Here is a 17,642-nt window from a genome sequence, read left to right as displayed (position 1 = left end):
ACTTATCATTTATAATGTTCGAATATGGTTGATTTATTGACTGATGCCCAGTTCGATATGTTCCGCAAAACTATCTACGACGAAAGCGGTATAACGTTTTCCGAATCGAATCGGACTATCTTGGACAGTCGTTTAAAAGAGCGCTTGCGCGAAAAATCGCTGAGTAATGTCGAAGATTACTACAAGCTTATTCTTTCCGACAGGGAAGAGATGAAGATGTTTTTGGATTCCGTAACGACAAACCTCACGCGCTTTTTCAGAAATCAGCCGCATTTTGATGCTTTAAGTCATTATGTTATTCCGAAAATCGTCGAATTGAAAAAGAATGCCGGCCAAAAAACGGTAAAAATATGGAGCGCCGGCTGTTCGACGGGTGAAGAACCGTACACGATTGCAATGGTTTTAAAAACCGTTTTGCCGCCGACAATGGATTTTGAAATCATGGCTTCGGATATTTCTTTAAAATCGCTGATGGTCGGTAAGCAGGGGTTTTACCCCGAAAGCCGCATTGTCGGCATTCCGCCCGATTATTTGCAGCGCTTTTTTACGAAAACCGATGGCGGCTATCAGGTAAAAGACGAATTAAAATCGAAAATAAAATTCGACTATCATAACCTCAAACACGATTCCGGACAGCGCAACCTCGATGTCATTTTTTGCAGAAACGTGCTTATCTATTTTGATGAAGCGGCTCAGCTGACGGTTATCAACCGCTTTTGGGATTCCATGGCGCCCAAATCCTTTTTGTTTATCGGGCACTCGGAATCTTTATTCGGTATGGATACGAAATTCGAATTTCTAAAAACCGATTGGGCATGTTTGTACCAAAAAAATACTTAAATACTGCAGGTAAATTTTTATGGATAATATTGACGTTTTAATTGTAGACGATTCCGCGCTTATGCGGAACCTTGTGTCGAGAATGCTCGAATCGGCTTCCGGCGTAACCGTTTGCGCAAAAGCGATGAACGGACAAATGGCTTTGGAAAAAATTCCCGCCTCCAATCCCGACATTATTGTGTTGGATCTTGAAATGCCGGTGATGACCGGTCTTGAATTTATGCGCGAGCGCAAAAAGGCGGGAATCGATATTCCCGTAATTATTCTTTCCAGCATTGCGCACCGCGGGGCGGCCGTTACGATTGAATGCCTTGAATTGGGTGCGAGCGACTTTTTGCTGAAGCCGTCGAACGTCGGGTCCGAAGAATTGCCGAAGGTTGCCGAGCGCCTTGTCGAAATGGTGCGCAGCTACGGCGGCTCTTACGCGCGCAAAAAGGGCAAAAAGATTCCGTTCTTTTTTACGGGCACCGCCGAAGAACGGCGTGCGGGTTCTCCCGTCGGAGCGCCTGCGGGTTCCGGTTTAGCTCAAGCGGCAAGTACCGCTTTAAAAAAGCCCGAATTTTATTTACCCAAAGCGCCCGCTCCGGCCGCTCCCATTCAGGCGGTGCGCGAAAGCGGTCCGATTGAAATTATCGCATTCGGTATTTCCACCGGCGGTCCGAACGCTTTGCGCGAAGTGTTTGCCGGCTTATCGCCGGATATCCGCCAGCCTATAGTAGTCGTCCAGCATATGCCGGCCGGCTTTACGGCGGAGTTTGCCGCCAGTTTGAACAATATTTGCCCCTTGGAAGTAAAAGAGGCGGCCGAAGGCGATGTGCTTAAAGAAGGTCGCATTCTTATTGCACCGGGCGGCTATCATATTACGGTTGAAAAACGCCGCCTTGCGTCGGTTATCCATACGAATCAGGATCCGCAGCGCAACGGGCACCGTCCTTCGGTTGACGTACTTTTTGAATCGATTGTAAAAGAGTATCAGGCGAATGCGTTGGGTATTATTATGACCGGAATGGGAAAGGACGGAGCGGTCGAACTTGCCGAACTGCGCCGCGCCGGTTCGCGTACGCTCGGTCAGGATGCGGAATCCTGCGTCGTATACGGTATGCCGCGCGCCGCCTTTGAATTGGGTGCCGTTCAAAAACAGGTTCCGTTAAGTAAGATGGCCGCGGAAGTCAACGAGTTGGCTTTAAAATACGCTCCGTAAGCATAATCCGTAAGCACAAGATAAAGACTTAAAGTCCCCGCTTATTCGTCGGCTACAATTTCGGTAATTTCGCCGTGCGCGTTTTTTACGCGGCGGCTTATTAAAAAGATAATTCCCGAAGGAACGAAGATTCCCAGCAATACCCCGATCGCTTGAAGCCATTCTCCCGAAGATATGTTCATTGCCGCTGCGAGGGCGTTTGCCGCAAACCAGCCGCCGACCGCGCACGCAACGGGAAGCAAAAGCGCTGTCAATGCCTGAACCGCCTGCGAACTTTTTTTTGCGGCGATGCGCACGGTCATTCCCGGCTTTACATTCAGCGAGCGGGGATTCATCACGGTAAAGGGGCTTCCGGCTTTTGCGCAGCTCGTTCTGTTGCAGCTTATGCATGCGTCTTTTATGACGGGTAAAACGGTGACACTGCCGTTTTTGCCGATCGATAAAATCTTTGCACTGTCACGCATTGGGATAGTTTCCTTTGTTGCGTAATTGCGCCATAAGGCGCGCGCATTCGGCTTGGCCGACCGTGTTGCCCAATTCGGCATAGGTGTCGCGCAGGTTGTACAGCGCATCGTAATAGTGCGGGTACAAACTGACCGCCTGTTCAAACGCGGTTTCCGCCTTTCGATATTCGCCGCGGGCAAAATACAGCACGCCCAAATTATTCCATGCGTGGGGATTTTCGGGATTTATTTCAATATTTTCCGAGCAATATTCAAAAGCATCGTCCGTTTCGTCAAGAGCGAAGCATACGAGGGTAAGGCTGTCGAGCAATTCTTCGTCGGTATTGTCGAGTTTGTAGGCGGTAAGCAGTACTTGTTTTGCCGCCTGCAAATTGCCCGAATCGCGGTAGGTTACGCCCAAATTATACCATAGAAGATAATTCGAGTTTTCCATGCTTATGGCCCTTTTAAAGCAGGCAATCGCTTCGGCGAAGTTTCCTTTGGAAGCAAGTTCGATAGCGTGAGTATTCAATGTTTCCGGACTTTCCGTCATAATGCCTCCGTTTTTTATATGCCGATTGTACGCTATTACGGAAAAAGGCGCAAGTACATAGGAGCTTTCTTATAAATGTGAAAAAAGTTCGGTGATTAAAAGCGACGGTGCGTTTTTTGCATACAGTTTTTCTATGCGGTCGCACGATTGTTCGATAAAGTCTTTGCTTTGCTTTTCGGCTTTTTGTACCGCGTTCCCGTTCAGCAAAAGCGAAACGGCTTTTTCCACGGCCGGAGAATCGATACCTTCTTCGGCAGCCTGTTTAAAATAGGCGGCGAGGGTTTTAAAATCTTCGGGATGATCTGCAAGATGGTACAAAACCGGCAAGCTTTTTTTGCCTTCCACGATATCGTCGCCGCGCTTTTTACCGACGTTTCCTTTTGTAAGATTGAGGACATCGTCGCGTATTTGAAAACCGACTCCTATATTGACCGCACAGGCGGCCGTTTGCACAGCTTTTTTTTCGCTTCCGCCTCCGGCCAAAACGCCGCAGCGTGCGGCAAGCGAGGCGAGCGTTCCGGTTTTAAGCGAGGTCATTGCAAGGTATTCGTTTACCGAAGGAAGGGCGGCGTTGTCTTTGTGCCAGGCAATGTCCATAGCTTGTCCCAAGTGAAGCCTGCGCAATTCCCTCATAAGCGTATCGTACAGTTTTAATTTTAACGAATCGGAAAGCGATGCCGCTTCAAGGCACGATGCCGCTTGAAAATACAGCCACGAGCCGGCATTTAAAGCGGTGTCCGTTCCCCAGCTTATATGCGCGGCGGGTTTTCCGCGGCGGGTGTCGGCATTGTCTTCGATGTCGTCGTGAATGAGGCTTGCCGTATGGACGAATTCAACCAGAGGAACAAGCGTGTAGGCACGCTTTATAAAAGCGGCCGTATGCCGCCGGCGATTACAGGCGGCTTCGGCGCACAAAATCATAAACAGCGGCCGCCAGCGCTTCCCGCCCGATTCGATTAAGGTTCTGCACGGTTCGGCAAGGACTTCGATATGCCGTGCGCATACCGCCTTATCCGTCGTTCCGAACGACGAAGCTTTCCACGAAGCAGTGTAGGGGCTCGGCGGCAAATTTTTTTGCAAAACATCTTCAATTTTTTCGAGACTTGATGTAAAATCGGAATTCATGGTATTGATTGTACAGAATTTTTCCGATAAAGAAAATAGCAAAGAAAACGGCGCGGAATGCATATGGGCGTAAACTCGTATGAAAAGCCGGACTTTTGGTCGAAAAAGGCTTTTTCCGAAGGATACCCTGCGCGTTCGGTATACAAACTGAAGGAAATAAACGAAAAGTTTTCGTTGTTTTCGAAAAGCTCGTGCGTGCTTGATTTGGGATCGGCGCCCGGAAGCTGGACATTGTTTATTTTGCGCGCCCTCGGCGGGTCGGGAAAACTCGTGTCGGTCGATTTAAAGCCTTTGGCAAAAAATATCGCCGGGGCGAATTTAATGTTTTTTCAGGGCGATTTATACGCCGATGACGTATTTGCCCGCGTAAAAGGCGAAGGGCCGTACGATGCGCTCGTGTGCGACGCGGCGCCTCCGACAACGGGCAACCGTTTGATAGATACGTCGCGCTCTGCGGCTTTGGCCGAACTTGCTTTTGAGTATGCGCGGACGGTGCTGAAAGAGGGCGGCAATTTTGCCGTAAAAATATTTCAGGGAGGCGATCAGCAGGCTTTGCTCGAAAAAATGCGGACGGTGTTTGCATCGGCCCGGAGTTTTAAGCCGACGGCTTGCCGTTCCGAGTCTTTTGAAATATACTTGCTAGGATTGAATAAAAAGGCGGAGTGAATGTTAAAAAAGTTTAAGATTTTTAGCGGCGTTTCTTTACGCTCGCTCGCTTTTGTATTTGCGGGCTTTTTTGTCTTTTTTTTATTTGCGGCGTTTTCGCTTTTTGCGTACAATAAGCTTTCGGCACAAAACGCTGCGGATAAATCCGCACGGGATACTGCGAACGGCGGCAGCGAGCTTTCCGAGTCTGCCGAAGGCGAAACGCTTTTGGGTACCGAATTCTTTTTGTCGGACCGCAGCGGACTGCAAAGCCAAGGGGCCGTTGTTCCGGCCGCCGACTCTCCCATATCGGAAGCGTTTGCGGGGCAGGGCGGCTACGATATGAGCGCCGGCATGTACGGCAGTACGCGCGATTTGCAGTCCTTTTTGCCCGAGCCTGCCGTATGGGCGCAAGCCGTGCAAAACGCCGGCGTATATCCGGAATTGACCTATACTTCGTACCGCATACGCAAGGGCGACATGATCGGCGTTATTGCCGAACGTTTCGGTCTTACGCAGGATACGCTCATAAGCATAAACAATATCCGCCAAACGAGGCGCATTCAAATCGGCGACTATATAAAAGTTCCGTCAATGCCGGGCATTTTGTATACCACGAAAAAAGACGGAGAAACGGCCGCAAGCGTTGCCGAAAAATATCAAGTGTCGGCGCAAAAAACGGCGGCCGTCAACCACTTGCATGAACAGGGATCGCTGGCTGCGGGAACGTCGCTCTTTGTACCCGATGCGTTTATGGATTGGGTAACCAGACAGGAGATAAACGGCGATTTGTTCAGACGGCCGCTCCGCGCGCGTTATTATGTCAGTTCCAACTTCGGCTGGCGGCGCAGTCCCTTTACCGGCAAACGAACCTTCCATAACGGCGTCGATATGGCAAGCCCCGCGTGGACTCCCGTTTATGCGGCCTTGGCCGGCACCGTTACCGCGGCAGGCTTTCATTCCGTATACGGAAATTATGTTATCGTAGCGCATCATTCAGGCTATCGGACCTTGTACGGACACATGGTCGGTATAAAAGCGCGGAAAGGACAGTCCGTAGACACAAGAACCGTTTTGGGCTGGGTGGGAACTACCGGTTTAAGCACGGGCCCGCACTTGCATTTTTCGGTGTTTAAATACGGTTCGGCGGTAAACCCGGTCAGCTTGTGGAATTAAGCGGAAGGTTAAAACCCGAAGCGCTTTATAAAAAAGTTCAAATTGCTTCCGATAAAAAAAGCGCAATAGCACGATATAAAAAGCGCAAAGCACAAAAATAACAGCATGTGCAGCTTTGAGCTTCCGTCTATCGTGCTGAATACGCCGAATAAAAATACCGCAAAAACGAGTATAAAGCCGGAAATTATCCAACGCTTAAGCGAAATAAGTTCGACACCCTCTTCTTCTTTTTGCGAAGCCGTAGGCGCAATCTTTTTTATAATAAGCGCGAGGGTCGGATCGTTTTGCGGCAAAACGGCTTGCAAGGGTTCGGCGCACAGTTTTTCGGCTTTTGCGTACAGCCGGATAAAATCGCGGCAATCCCGGCACATAAGCGCGTGAATTTTCATCGCGGCGTCCATACGCTCGTTTTTGTCGAGCGCCAAAAAACGCTCCGTAAACGCATCGCATTTTGCATTTTTCATTGAACGGTCCTCCTTACGGCCCGATAACGGCTTCCAGTTTGGGTTTGAGCAATTTTTTTGCCCGAAATATATGGGATTTTACGGTATTTACCGGCCATCCGGTAATAATACTGATTTCGTTGTACGGAAATCCGTAAAAAAAGTACAAATCAAGACAGATTGAAAAACGGTAGGGTAGTTCTTTTACCGCGCTGCGCACGGCTTGCCTGACGCTTTCGCGTAAACAGCGTTCTTCCGGCCCGTAATCCGTATCCGAAATTTCGGTGTTTTCAAAAAGGGGCGCATACTCTTCGCGCCGGTTCACCGCATTGACGGCGGTATTGTACGCTATGCGCATAAGCCATGTCGAAAAGCGCGCTTCGAAGCGGAACGAATGCAAATTGGTATACGCTTTAATAAAAACGTCCTGAACAAAGTCTTCCGTATCGTGCACGTTGCGGAAAAAACTTTTTCCCAAGCTGCGGACCTTTGTTCCGTAGAGCGTTACCAATGTTTTAAAAGCTTCGGTGTTTCCGCTGCAAGCCTTTTTTACCAAAATAAAGTCCTGCAGCATTTCTTCGGCATTTACGCTTTGCGCAGTTTTCAATGCATGCTCTTTACTTTATGTTTTTGTATATCCGGTAAAAAACGATAAGGGCGATTCCGATTGCAAGCGGAATAAGCCCGCCGAGCAGCGGATACGAAACGCCGTCGATAATCAAAATCAAAACCGTTAAAACAAGTCCGACGGCGATGAGTAAAATTCCCGTGAGCAGGGCGAAGGCTTTTAAATTAAAGCGGGCAGGCTCGTATGCGCCGGATTTTATAAGCAGCTTTATTTGCGTGTTCCGCCATAAAAGATAAAAAAATATAACGACGCCGCCGATAACGATTCCGACTAAAGGAATTATCGACACGATAACCTGCGCCGCGGGACTGGTAGTTATTTCCGTCATAAAACATCTCCTGAAAATCAATGCTTCCCGATATTAGACACGGCAAGCCGCAAATTGTTGCGTTCATTCAAAAAAAATATAATCCGAAAAATACAGCGTTTTGATTTTACCGAGGACGAGCTCGCGGTTTATGAGTTCGGTTAAATCGCTTTTTATTTTTTGTTCGCCCTTGCCGACCAATTCGTCCTTTGTGTACTGTCCCATATAGGATGCGACGGCAAACCGGATTTTACGGGTTTTTTGAATCAATTCTTCGTAAAAGGCCGTGTCGGCCGCATCGTAGAGAAAGTACGGCGTTATGACAAGCGGTACGGCAGGATCGTCGGCGGTGGCGCAGCGTACGGAGCCTATGTGCGAAAAAACGGCTTGCCCCGATTGCAGGCTCTTTTCCAAGCGAGCCGGCTCCGGATCTTTTCGCCGCAGCAGGACGCCCGGTTTTGCCTTACCGGAAACAAAGGCCGCCGCCGTCGCGAAAATCAAAAATAATACGATAATTCCCGAACATATAAGGCTCAGCCTCTGGATTTTATTCATGATTCGATTGTATACTGTTGTCGGCATGTATTCAAGAGTTCGCAAATTCGTGCCGATAATAAGAAAGACGGCGATTATTGTCGGCATGTCTTTTGTTGCGTTGCGTTCGCTTGTGGATGTTTTAGCGCTTTTTTAGATATTTTTTTACATAAATTCTTTCGGCGTTCGCTGTGCCGGAATTTCGAGGTAGGGATTGACTTCGGGGCAAAAGGTTGCGGTCAGTTTATTAATTTCGGTTTTCATATTTGCCGTCTTTACCGTTGCGGCTTTTTCCGGGTTGTTTTCCGTAATGGAAACCCGGTTCTATCAGCCTGCCCTTGTCCGCGGAATAAGCGAACGGCTTGACGCCGCATCGAAGACTCTGGACGACTATCTTCATTCGTCCGAAAAAACTTTTTATGACGATTTTGTCCAAAACGAATACGTAAAAAAAAGCTTCGCGTTCGAGCAGCTTTCCGAAGATATTAAAGGCAGGGAAGATGCGTCCGGCGCTTTGTTTGCCGCCGTTCCGTCTTTAACCGGCATACGCATTATAGAAAGCGGCGGAAAAAGAATCCATTACAGTACAATCGCGCAGGACATACTTCAGCGCAGCGAAAAACTTGTTTCATACCGCATGTACAAGGATACCGGCGATTTGGATTACGCGGACATTGAAAGTTCCGACAGCGACACAAAAGGGATTTCGGTCGGCGCCGGTTCCGCTGCAGGACAAGTCGGCGGGCACTCGCGCATAATCTGTGATCCCGACCGCGACCGCATCTTATTCAGTTTCCCGTTTTACGATTCGTATTCGGTGTACCGCGGGACGATTGTTTTTTATACGGCCGCTTCGGCTTTTTCGCGGGAACTGGTAAAACTCAACCTTCTTGCGATGACCGACAATGTGATTTTTACCGGAACGGCCGAGCGTCCCGTATTTGTGCTGGATTTTCCGAATACCGGCCGGAACATTTTGCAGGATATTCTAATTAAAAAATTTTCGGGCGATGTTTCGTTTACCGAAAAAATCATGGAAACCGACAAAAGCGATGTGTGGCTGCTTTTTTCGAAAAAGAGCGCTTCGAACATATATGTATCGCGTTTATACGAAGAAAATCTGTTCGTTTTTTCCGATACGGTGCGAATCCTGCTTTTAGCCAGCGTTTTTATTACCGCCTATCTTATCATTTTTTTGATTTTTAACGTAAAGCAGGACGATATGCTGATTATCCGCGAGCGGATAAAACGCTTTCAGTTTGCGGTTATAAACGATTATTTGGCGGCAAAAGAAGAAGTCGATTGGAATGCCGTGTATGCGGACATGAATCGGCGCAAAGCCGAAATCAACGGCGCGATCAAAAAAAGTTTGGGAGGCAAAGCCAAACGCCATGCACGGGAAACCGACCTTTTGCTTGAAAAAAGCTGGGACGAAATTCTGTCCGCTCTGCATCGGCAAAGCGCGGCAAAAGAAAAGCCCAACCTCGATATGCTCACGGCCGAATTAAAAGAAATGATGGGAAAAATCATTTCGAGCCGCGACTTTGCACCCGCCGCTTCTCCCGTGCTTTCTGCCGCTTCGCCTCAGTTCGTTCCAATGCAAGCCGTCCCGGCAGCCGGCGAACCTGCCGTACCCGTTGCTAAGATCGCTGCGGATGCCGAGCCTGTGGACGAAGTTGAACCCGTACTTGAAGCGGAGCCTGTGGATGAAGCCGAAGCCGTACATGACGCAGAGTTTGCCGAGCCCGTAGACGACGCCGAACCCGTGCTTGAAGCGGAACCGGTGGACGAAGCGGAAGCTGCCGCGCCTGAGGTGAGTGCAGACGCCTCAACGGCCGCCGGCGATGTATCCGCCGAAGAGCCGGAAGAACTTGAAGAAGTTGAAGAAGCCGAGCCCGTCAGTGAAGAAGCGGAAGAAATTCCCAAAGACGCGGAAGCGGTTGAGGAACTCGAAGAAATTCCCGAAGCCGAAGAAGTTGAAGAACTTGAAGAACTTGAAGAAGTTCCGGCCGCGGATGAGCCGGCCGAAGTGCTTGCGGAAGAACCGAGCGCGAAAGCCGAATCGGCGGACAAACGGACGGATGCGGGCGGCGAAGATATTTTTGATCTTGATTTTGTAAAAGACTCCGCCGTGCTGGCCGGGTTGGAAAACAACGAAGACGAAGTAGCGGATGTTCCGCAAACGCCGGCTGCGGCGGAAGAAAAAACCGACGATTTGCTTGACCGCAGCTTCTTTGAACTTGCAAGTGCGAAAAAAGCCGTAAATGAAGAAAAGCCTGCAGCTGAAGACGGCGAGGATGAAGAGGGCGAAGATATCTTCAACGAAGAACTGAAAATCGGAGAAACTCAAACCGAAAAAAATGCCGCTCATGCCGTTTCTTCTTCGAATTCCGAAAACGATTTTTCCGACTTTAAAATCGAAAAGCCCGATTTTTCAATACTCGACGAACCCGCTTCCGGCATCATGCCTGCATCTGCTGCGGTTGTTTCCGAAGCGGCGACAGAGCCGACGGAAACCGTTGCCGCAACGGCGGTCCCCGAAGCCGAAGGCACAGAGGCGGATTTTGTAGAGCCGCTTCCGTTCAGTTTTACGTTCGGGAAAATCGGTGAAAAAGCGGCCGACTTGCATTCGGCGGATGAACCGATTCTCGAACGGGACGGCCTTTTTGTTATCGCAAAAGAAGCCGGCGAAAATGTAACAAAGCAAAAACTCGATGCGGAATTCCAAATGCTTGTCGATTCCGTGTTAAAATAAACAAAGGAAGGTGCTATGACTCATACGGCCGAATTGGTTGTGCGCAGTTACGAATGCGATTCTTATAATCACGTGAATAACGCCGTATATTTGAATTATTTGGAATTTGCCCGAATGGAATATTTGCATGCATGCGGTTTCGACTATCACGGCATATTTGCGGCCGGATATTATCTGTACGTTACGCACATCGACATTTATTATAAAGCGTCGGCTTTGCTCGACGATAAACTTTTTATCGAAGTAAAGCCGGTTAAGCTTAAAAATATTTCGGGCGAATTCCGCCAAAAAATCTATAAAGAAGACGGAACCGTCTGTGCCGAAGCGACGGTTACATGGGCCTGTGTTTCGTCGAAAACGGGGCGGCCGGCAAAACTTCCCGACGAATTTTTGGTTGAAGGTTTGTATCCCGATGCCCCCGATCCCGCACCGGAAAAGCGCGCGAGGTAAGGTTTCTGGAGAGAATATGTCCGCTTTACACGGCAACACGTTTATTTTACAGCTGCTTAAAAATATCGAGTTTTTTATTTCCGTCGTCAGCGTGCTGATCATCGTCTACGGCACGCTTGCTGCGGTTGCGGCTTTTATAAAAACCGAACTGTTCCGTTTAAAATCGAAATACAATGTACAGCGCTTGCGCGTTATCCGCGCCGATTTGGGGACGTATTTGCTTTTGGCGCTCGAAGTGCTGATTGCCGCCGACATTATAAAATCGATCATCGAACCGGATCTTATCGACTTGGGAATTCTTGCCGGCATCGTTACTATCCGCACGGTTCTTTCGGTTTTTTTGAATAAGGAAATTCAGGAAATCGACAAAGAGCGCTCGGAAAATCCCGATATGTTTACGGGCTTGTAAAGACGGCTTTCGGCTTTTAAAGCGACAGCTTCAAAACGATATCTCCTTTGATTTTGTCCAAGCCGGAATTTTTAAAGATGAATTCCGTATAAGCGTTCAGCCCCGGCCGGATGCGCATCGCCCGCACGTTCCTTTTCTCCGTCGCCCGTTTTAAAGCGAGCTTGAATTTCACCGAACCCGAAAAGACGGCCCCTTCCCGATTTTTCGCCATCGTGCAGTTGAGTTGTCCTGCGGCCGAGGCTGTGCAGTTTATTTTTTGCATGATGACGAAAGTCCCCGTACAGCCGCTTTCGGCCTTTACGCCTGACAGTACTTTTTTACGCGCGGGGTATAAGGTTCCTTCTATACCCGCATTCCATGAAAACGCCGTGTCCCCGGTTTTTCTTCCCTTAAACCGAACGGAGCATTCCGGAGTTAAAACGGTTTGCTCTGTACAGGCTGAGTGCAAAAGATTGAGCGGCGCCAAACTTGCTCCGAACTCCGCTTCCGCCGGTGCGACGTTTATTTTCACAAGCGCTTTTACCGACGACTTCCACACAGCGGAAGCATCGGGATTTTTTGCGCTCGTCTTTTGCGCGTTTGTCGTTTTATCGTCGTACCAAATACCGGCCGATATTCCCGCATGTACGGATTGTACGATCGCGTTGCGGAAAGAAAGGCGCAGCTGCGGATTTACAAAGACTTTTATACGTTCGTTTTCAAACGAACCGTTTTGATTCAAATAATCGCGCGTGCAAAAAAAAGCGAGCGCATTGTATGAAAAATAACCGAATTTTTGCGCCGCATCGAACTGTGCCGAATACGAGGGCATTCCGTACGGATTGGCGGTACAGCTTGCCTGCAGCGAAAAACTGCTTTGCCCGCCGGACACGAACAAATGCTGTATCAGTGTGTCGGCGTAAAAAGGCGCAAACGGCGGCCGCTGCAAAAACCAGCTTTCAGGCCGGTTGTAATCGATAAAGCTTCTTTTCCATGCGGAAGTCCATGTGCATTGAATATAGCGCGGAAAATCTTTTGTACGAATGCCGATAGTGAAGGGAAGCAAAAGTGCCGCTCCGGCGCACACGGAATAATCGGCGAGCGAAGACGGAAAAACTTTTTCGGTCGCTGCGCTTTTTTCAACGCCGATAAAACACGACATTTTTATGTCCGCAAAGGAAGCGTCGGCAGCGGCATACAGCGGGAAAAGGCCCTTATCCGCGTACGATGTGTAAAAAACGTCGGAGGAGCGCTCGGCCTTTTTAAGCGGCTGAGGCGATGCCGGAGCTGATGACGAAAATGAGCCCCACAAGCCGCCGAACGCGATGTTTCCCGCATACAACGACAGGTTTTGCAGCGGCGTATATTTGACCGTAAAAGTACTTTTTGCCGGCGAAAAAACGGGCAGCGCCGCCCGTATGTTTATGAGTCGGTTTTCCGCCGCACAAAGCCCGGTGCCTGCAAAACGGCACAGCGATGCGGCCGCAATAAAAAAAGAGAGTATGTATTTCATACTCTCTTTATAGGTTCAGCCGGTGTTTTTTCAGCGTTTTTTTATGATTTTTTGCGCGCAATAAAATAAGCACGCCGAAAATCAGCGCAAAGGCTTTGACGAATTGGTAACGTAGCTTTGTGCGGAACTGAAGTGCTCTATGAGCTTTATGCGGCTGTTCCAATATTGCGCTTCGCTTTCGGTCGTGTAGGGGCCGACGCGCAAACGGTAAAAGGTTTTGCCGCTTTTATCCCGATACGTAAAAACTTCGGCAGGAATTTTTTCGCTTGCCAAAATACTGCGCGCGTTTTCGGCGTTTTCTTTATCAGTAAAAGATGCCGCCTGTACCCAAAAACGGTCGGGAATGTTTGCGGTTTTCGCGGCCGCCGCCTTCGGTTTGCCCGTGTTTTTTGCTGCGGTGTTTGCCGGTTTTGCGGCGGCCGCTTTTTTGGCGGGAGGCGCGTTCTTTTGCGTTTGTGTGTTTTGGGCAGATTTTGCCGGCTTTACGTTCGGGGTTTGCGTCGTTTCGGCTGCGCGCGCTTCATTGCCGCTTTGGGCCGGAACGACCGTTTTTACGTCCGGGGCATTTTGACTGCCGGCCGGCGCTTCTATTACCTGCTGTTCGGGCGCCCTTCCCGAGGCGGTTAAATCTATCGTCGTAACTCCGTCTTTTGTTAAAACCGTTGTATTATTGCTGATAATCGTCAGATCGTTACTCTGTACCGTGTTCATCGAGCCGGAAGGCGCATTTGAAGCGGCAGCATCGGACGGAAGAACGGTGGGGGCCGTTCCCGCAGGATGCGCGGGAACTTCCCTATCGGTGTCGGAGGCTTCTCTGCTCGGAATCTCGGCAACGGCCGAGCCTGAAGCTTGCGGTGTTAAAATCCACGTGTTTCCGTTTTGTTCCTGCGTAAGGGCGGAAGCCGAATCGGCGTTTTTGTGCGGGGCATAGAGAATCCACGCCGCTCCTATAACGATCAGCAAAAAAATACCGACCGCCGCGCTTATCCATAATATCCGTTTTTCTTCCATAAAAATCTATCCTTTGTATACGGACGACTGCAAAACGGCTTCTATTTTTGCCTGGAGCCGCTCTTTTGTTCCGCAGTTTCTTACTCTATATATATCGGCATTTTGATTTTTACATTTAGCAAAGATTTGCCTTTGCGCAAAAAAACGTTCGATAATGCGCCTCGCATTCAGTTTATCCCGCTTTTTTACGCGCATAAACCGAATAAAAAAAGGCGCATCGATGTATAAAATGCAGTCGCACTTTTTAATGACTTTTATGTTGTATAAAAGCGCCGCATTGACGACAAAAGATTCCGAAGGAGATGCGGTGATGCGTTTTTCGATAATATCGTTTACCGCAGGATGAATGAGATTTTCCAATAAGGCGAGTTTTTGCGGATCGCGGAAAACGATGCGGGCAAGATTTTTCCGCAAAATGTTCCCTTCGTCGTCCATGAGGGGAATGAGTGCCTTTTGCGCATCCTGTGCAAAAAGTTCGCAAACGCGTTCTTTTTGTTCATCCAATACAACGTGCGCGATTTCGTCCGCGTCCAAAACGGTAAAGCCTTTTGCGCGCAAAATATCGGCGGCGGCGTTTTTCCCCGCAGCCATCGGGCCTGTCACCCCGATAAGGCGGCCCTTGTTCCGTGTTCCGCTTGTCAATGAAGCGCCCGATAAAATGCTCAATGGAACTCGCCCCAGTTTTTGCCGTATTCCACGCTCACCCGCAGCGGAACGGAAAGCGATACCGCTTCTTCCATTTCTTTTTTAAGGAGAGCCGCCGTTTGCTCGGCCTTGCCCGCAGGACATTCGACGATAAGTTCGTCGTGCACTTGGAGCAAAAGTTTTGCGCCGGGAATGCGTTCTTTGAGAGCCTTGTCGACCGCGATCATCGCTTTTTTTACGACATCGGCGGCCGAGCCTTGAATCGGTGTATTGACCGCAATGCGTTCGGCGCCCGCTTTTTCCGTTTTGTTTTTGCTGTTTATCGCGGGAATCGGCCGCTTTCGTCCCATAATCGTTTCGACGTATCCGGTTTGCTCAGCCTTTTCGATTGTCGCGCGTATAAACTCGCGGATATGCGAATACGTGGCAAAGTACGAATCGATAAACGCTTGAGCCTTGCCGCGCGGAATGCCCAATTGGTTGCCGAGCCGGAACGCGCTCATGCCGTACATAACGCCGAAGTTGATCGTTTTTGCCGTACGCCGCTGGTCCGCGCTTACCGCATCCGGCGCGACGCCGAAGATGAGCGAGGCGGTTTCGCGGTGAACGTCTTTTCCCTCATTAAAGGCCGTGCACAGGTTGGGGTCGCGCGACAAATGCGCCAAAATTACCAGCTCGATTTGCGCATAGTCGGCCGACACAAGAAGACGTCCTTCCGGGGCCGAAAATGCGGAACGGATGCGCCGCCCCGCTTCTTCGCGCACGGGAATGTTTTGCAGGTTCGGGTCGCGGCTCGAAAGACGGCCGGTTGCGGTACCCGTCTGCATAAAGGTTGTGTGAATGCGCCCCTTGTCGTCGGCCAAAAGGGGCAGGGCGTCCACATAGGTTGATTTAAGCTTTGCCATCGTACGGTATTCGAGAATCTTTTTCGGAACAGGATCCCAGGCGGCAAGCTCTTCAAGCACGGCCGTATCGGTCGAAAAGCCCGTCTTTGTCTTTTTGACGGGCGTCAATTTCCGTTCGGTAAAAAGTATTTCCTGCAGCTGTTTTGTGCTTGCAATGTTAAATTCGCGTCCGGCAAGACGGTATACTTCGCGCTCCACCTTTTGAATGTCGGCTTCCAATTCGACCGAAAAAGCGGCAAGTTTTTCTTTTTCGATTCCGATTCCTTCGATTTCCATTTGCGTTAAAATCGGCAAAACGGGCGTTTCAAGTTCGTAGAACAGAGAACTCAATCCCGATTCTTCCAGCCGCTCTTTAAAAAACGACCACAGCTGCCGCGTAAAATCGGCATCTTCGGCCGCGTAAGAACAGGCGGTTTCGAGCGGAACAGCCATAAAGGTTGAACCTTTAGGCACGATGTCGGCAAACTCGATGCCCTTTAAACCGAGTTTGCGTTCGGCAAGCGCTTCAAGCTTAAACGATTCGCGGTCGGGCTGCAAAAGCCATGCGGCAATCATCGTGTCGTATATGCGGCAGGAAGGGAAGGCGCCTTTTCCCATGTTGTTTGCAAGCAGCACTTCAAGGTCGTATTTGCCGTTGTGCATAATGAGCGTCATGTCCGCATTGTAAAAAAGGCGTTCAAGCTGAGCGAGGGCGTCCTGCTTGGTTACCATAGCGCCGGCTAAAAGCATGTCGGACGTTTCGACCGGAACGTAATAAGCTGTGCCTTTTTCGGCGCAGAGCGAAAAGCCGGCCAAGCGCGCTTTGTGCGCATTTAAACTGTCGGTTTCGCAATCGAAGGCGGCGGTTTTCGCGTCAAGGAGAGAGTCGACAAGGGCGCGCAATGCTTCTTCGGTACGGATAAGACGGTAGTCGCCTTTGTTTTGCTTGATCTCTTCGGAGTCTTTTTCTTCGATAAAAGTCCGTGCGGCGGCATTTTGAGCGGGTGCGGTTGAAAAACCCGCGGCATCCGCCGTTGAAAAATGCGCAGCGCCCGCAGGTGCGGCATCCGGGTGTGCAGCGTTTGCCCCGCTTTCCGCCGACGCCGACTCGTACTGTTTTGCAACGGCAAAAGCGCCGCACTTTTTTAAAAGGTGCGTCGCTTCTTTATAGCCGAGCTGCGCGATGCGCAAGTCGTCGAGCGAAACGCCGAGCGGAACATCGGTACGGAGTTCAATCAGTTTTTTCGAAAACAATGCGCTTTCTTTTCCGCCGCGTATTTTATCTCCGACCGAACCGGTCAGCTTTTCGGCGTTTGCAAAAACCCCGTCGAGGCTGCCGTATTCACCGAGCAGCTTTTGCGCCGTTTTCGGCCCGATGCCCGGAACGCCGGGAATATTGTCGGCCGTATCGCCGGTCAGCGAAAGCATGTCGAGCATGAGGTCGGGCATTACGCCCCATTCTTTTTGAACGCCTTCGGCATCGATCGTTTCCCAGCCGCCCGCCTTGTCGTTTTTGATCATAAGCGTGCCGTCCCCGACCAGCTGCATTAAGTCCTTATCGCCCGATAAAATGCGGCAGCCGCGCTTTTCGGCCTTGCACCGCGAGGAGAGGGTTGCGATAATGTCGTCGGCTTCGAATCCGTCGCAGCGCAAAACGGGAATGCCGAGTGCATGCAAAATGTCTTCGATGACGGGCACTTGTTCGTGCAAGTCTTCGGGCGTTTTGGCTCGGGTTGCCTTGTACGCATCGTACATTTCGTGTCTGAACGTGGGTGTTCTCGAATCGAAGGCGGCTGCGGCGAACGAAGGCTTGCAGTTTTGCAAAATGTTGAAAAAATTGCGGAAAAAGCCGAAGACGGCGGAAATGTTTTGTTTTTTGTCGTTTATGAGCGGACGGTTTATAAAAGCGAAATATGAACGGTAAATGAGCGCGTAGGAATCCAAAATATACAGCGTGTTGTCGGTCATTACATTCTCCCGCTATAAGGTAGCACGGATCGGAAGGAAAAACAAGGCGCCGCTCACACACGTTTACCGGAAGCATTGCATACCGCCGTAACGGAATTTTACAGTCCTATGTACTAAGGGGATGGCGAAAAAG

General features: G+C 49.8%; 18 protein-coding genes. 7 read left to right on the top strand and 11 right to left on the bottom strand.

What is annotated here, in order from left to right; all coding sequences use genetic code 11:
- The first annotated feature begins 24 nt into the window (after positions 1–24).
- Positions 25–840 carry a CheR family methyltransferase gene (locus HMPREF9194_RS09355; protein ID WP_016526131.1) on the top strand — a complete coding sequence of 272 codons (816 nt, stop codon included), beginning with the start codon at positions 25–27 and terminating at the stop codon, positions 838–840.
- Positions 841–859: 19 nt separating this feature from the next.
- Positions 860–2,041 carry a protein-glutamate methylesterase/protein-glutamine glutaminase gene (locus tag HMPREF9194_RS09350; protein ID WP_016526130.1) on the top strand — a complete coding sequence of 394 codons (1,182 nt, stop codon included), beginning with the start codon at positions 860–862 and terminating at the stop codon, positions 2,039–2,041.
- 41 nt (positions 2,042–2,082) lie between these two features.
- On the opposite strand, the gene HMPREF9194_RS09345 is transcribed toward HMPREF9194_RS09350, so the two are convergent.
- The 3 genes from HMPREF9194_RS09345 to HMPREF9194_RS09335 form a co-directional block, all read right to left on the bottom strand.
- Positions 2,083–2,505 carry a SoxR reducing system RseC family protein gene (locus tag HMPREF9194_RS09345; protein ID WP_016526129.1) on the bottom strand — a complete coding sequence of 141 codons (423 nt, stop codon included), beginning with the start codon at positions 2,503–2,505 and terminating at the stop codon, positions 2,083–2,085.
- Positions 2,498–3,037, bottom strand: a complete 540-nt coding sequence (locus HMPREF9194_RS09340; RefSeq protein ID WP_016526128.1) for a tetratricopeptide repeat protein — start codon at positions 3,035–3,037, stop codon at positions 2,498–2,500. The genes HMPREF9194_RS09345 and HMPREF9194_RS09340 overlap by 8 nt, the downstream gene beginning before the upstream one ends.
- 69 nt (positions 3,038–3,106) lie before the next feature.
- A complete protein-coding gene (locus HMPREF9194_RS09335; RefSeq protein ID WP_016526127.1) occupies positions 3,107–4,162 on the bottom strand; it encodes a polyprenyl synthetase family protein in 1,056 nt (351 codons plus the stop codon).
- Between the two features lie 63 nt (positions 4,163–4,225).
- On the opposite strand from HMPREF9194_RS09335, the gene HMPREF9194_RS09330 reads away from it, so the two are divergent.
- Both HMPREF9194_RS09330 and HMPREF9194_RS11955 read left to right on the top strand, forming a co-directional pair.
- Entirely contained in the window at positions 4,226–4,828 is a 603-nt protein-coding gene (locus tag HMPREF9194_RS09330; protein WP_016526126.1) for an SAM-dependent methyltransferase, read from the top strand.
- A complete protein-coding gene (locus HMPREF9194_RS11955) occupies positions 4,829–5,983 on the top strand; it encodes a peptidoglycan DD-metalloendopeptidase family protein (protein WP_016526125.1) in 1,155 nt (384 codons plus the stop codon).
- 8 nt (positions 5,984–5,991) lie between these two features.
- Here HMPREF9194_RS11955 and HMPREF9194_RS09320 read toward each other — a convergent pair whose 3' ends face one another.
- The 4 genes from HMPREF9194_RS09320 to HMPREF9194_RS09305 all read right to left on the bottom strand — a co-directional run bounded on the left by HMPREF9194_RS09320 (position 5,992) and on the right by HMPREF9194_RS09305 (position 7,916).
- Positions 5,992–6,447: a hypothetical protein gene (locus HMPREF9194_RS09320; protein WP_016526124.1), complete on the bottom strand. Its 456-nt coding sequence runs from the start codon at positions 6,445–6,447 to the stop codon at positions 5,992–5,994.
- 13 nt (positions 6,448–6,460) lie between these two features.
- Positions 6,461–7,033: an RNA polymerase sigma factor gene (locus HMPREF9194_RS09315; RefSeq protein ID WP_016526123.1), complete on the bottom strand. Its 573-nt coding sequence runs from the start codon at positions 7,031–7,033 to the stop codon at positions 6,461–6,463.
- Positions 7,034–7,043: 10 nt separating this feature from the next.
- Positions 7,044–7,382, bottom strand: a complete 339-nt coding sequence (locus HMPREF9194_RS09310) for a hypothetical protein (RefSeq protein WP_016526122.1) — start codon at positions 7,380–7,382, stop codon at positions 7,044–7,046.
- Between the two features lie 63 nt (positions 7,383–7,445).
- Positions 7,446–7,916 (bottom strand): flagellar basal body-associated FliL family protein, encoded by a 471-nt coding sequence (locus HMPREF9194_RS09305; RefSeq protein WP_040846307.1) that lies wholly within the window; start codon positions 7,914–7,916, stop codon positions 7,446–7,448.
- Positions 7,917–8,205: 289 nt separating this feature from the next.
- On the opposite strand from HMPREF9194_RS09305, the gene HMPREF9194_RS09300 reads away from it, so the two are divergent.
- From HMPREF9194_RS09300 to HMPREF9194_RS09290, 3 genes are read left to right on the top strand one after another with little or no spacing between them, the layout of a single operon-like run.
- Complete coding sequence (locus HMPREF9194_RS09300) at positions 8,206–10,650, top strand: hypothetical protein (protein ID WP_156828024.1); 2,445 nt, start codon at positions 8,206–8,208, stop codon at positions 10,648–10,650.
- Positions 10,651–10,665: 15 nt separating this feature from the next.
- On the top strand, positions 10,666–11,100 hold the full coding sequence (locus tag HMPREF9194_RS09295; protein WP_016526119.1) for an acyl-CoA thioesterase: 435 nt from the start codon (positions 10,666–10,668) through the stop codon (positions 11,098–11,100).
- Between the two features lie 16 nt (positions 11,101–11,116).
- Complete coding sequence (locus HMPREF9194_RS09290) at positions 11,117–11,509, top strand: DUF1622 domain-containing protein (RefSeq protein ID WP_016526118.1); 393 nt, start codon at positions 11,117–11,119, stop codon at positions 11,507–11,509.
- Between the two features lie 16 nt (positions 11,510–11,525).
- On the opposite strand, the gene HMPREF9194_RS09285 is transcribed toward HMPREF9194_RS09290, so the two are convergent.
- From HMPREF9194_RS09285 to polA, 4 genes are all read right to left on the bottom strand, one after another.
- On the bottom strand, positions 11,526–13,001 hold the full coding sequence (locus HMPREF9194_RS09285; RefSeq protein ID WP_016526117.1) for a hypothetical protein: 1,476 nt from the start codon (positions 12,999–13,001) through the stop codon (positions 11,526–11,528).
- Positions 13,002–13,082: 81 nt separating this feature from the next.
- Complete coding sequence (locus tag HMPREF9194_RS09280) at positions 13,083–14,012, bottom strand: SPOR domain-containing protein (protein ID WP_016526116.1); 930 nt, start codon at positions 14,010–14,012, stop codon at positions 13,083–13,085.
- A gap of 6 nt (positions 14,013–14,018) precedes the next feature.
- Complete coding sequence (gene coaE / locus HMPREF9194_RS09275) at positions 14,019–14,678, bottom strand: dephospho-CoA kinase (RefSeq protein ID WP_016526115.1); 660 nt, start codon at positions 14,676–14,678, stop codon at positions 14,019–14,021.
- Positions 14,675–17,509 carry a DNA polymerase I gene (polA, locus tag HMPREF9194_RS09270; protein WP_016526114.1) on the bottom strand — a complete coding sequence of 945 codons (2,835 nt, stop codon included), beginning with the start codon at positions 17,507–17,509 and terminating at the stop codon, positions 14,675–14,677. The genes coaE and polA overlap by 4 nt, the downstream gene beginning before the upstream one ends.
- Between the last annotated feature and the right edge of the window lie 133 nt (positions 17,510–17,642).

This window comes from Treponema maltophilum ATCC 51939 (assembly GCF_000413055.1).
GTDB lineage: Bacteria > Spirochaetota > Spirochaetia > Treponematales > Treponemataceae > Treponema_C > Treponema_C maltophilum.
This window is presented reverse-complemented; position numbering and strand designations above follow the sequence as displayed.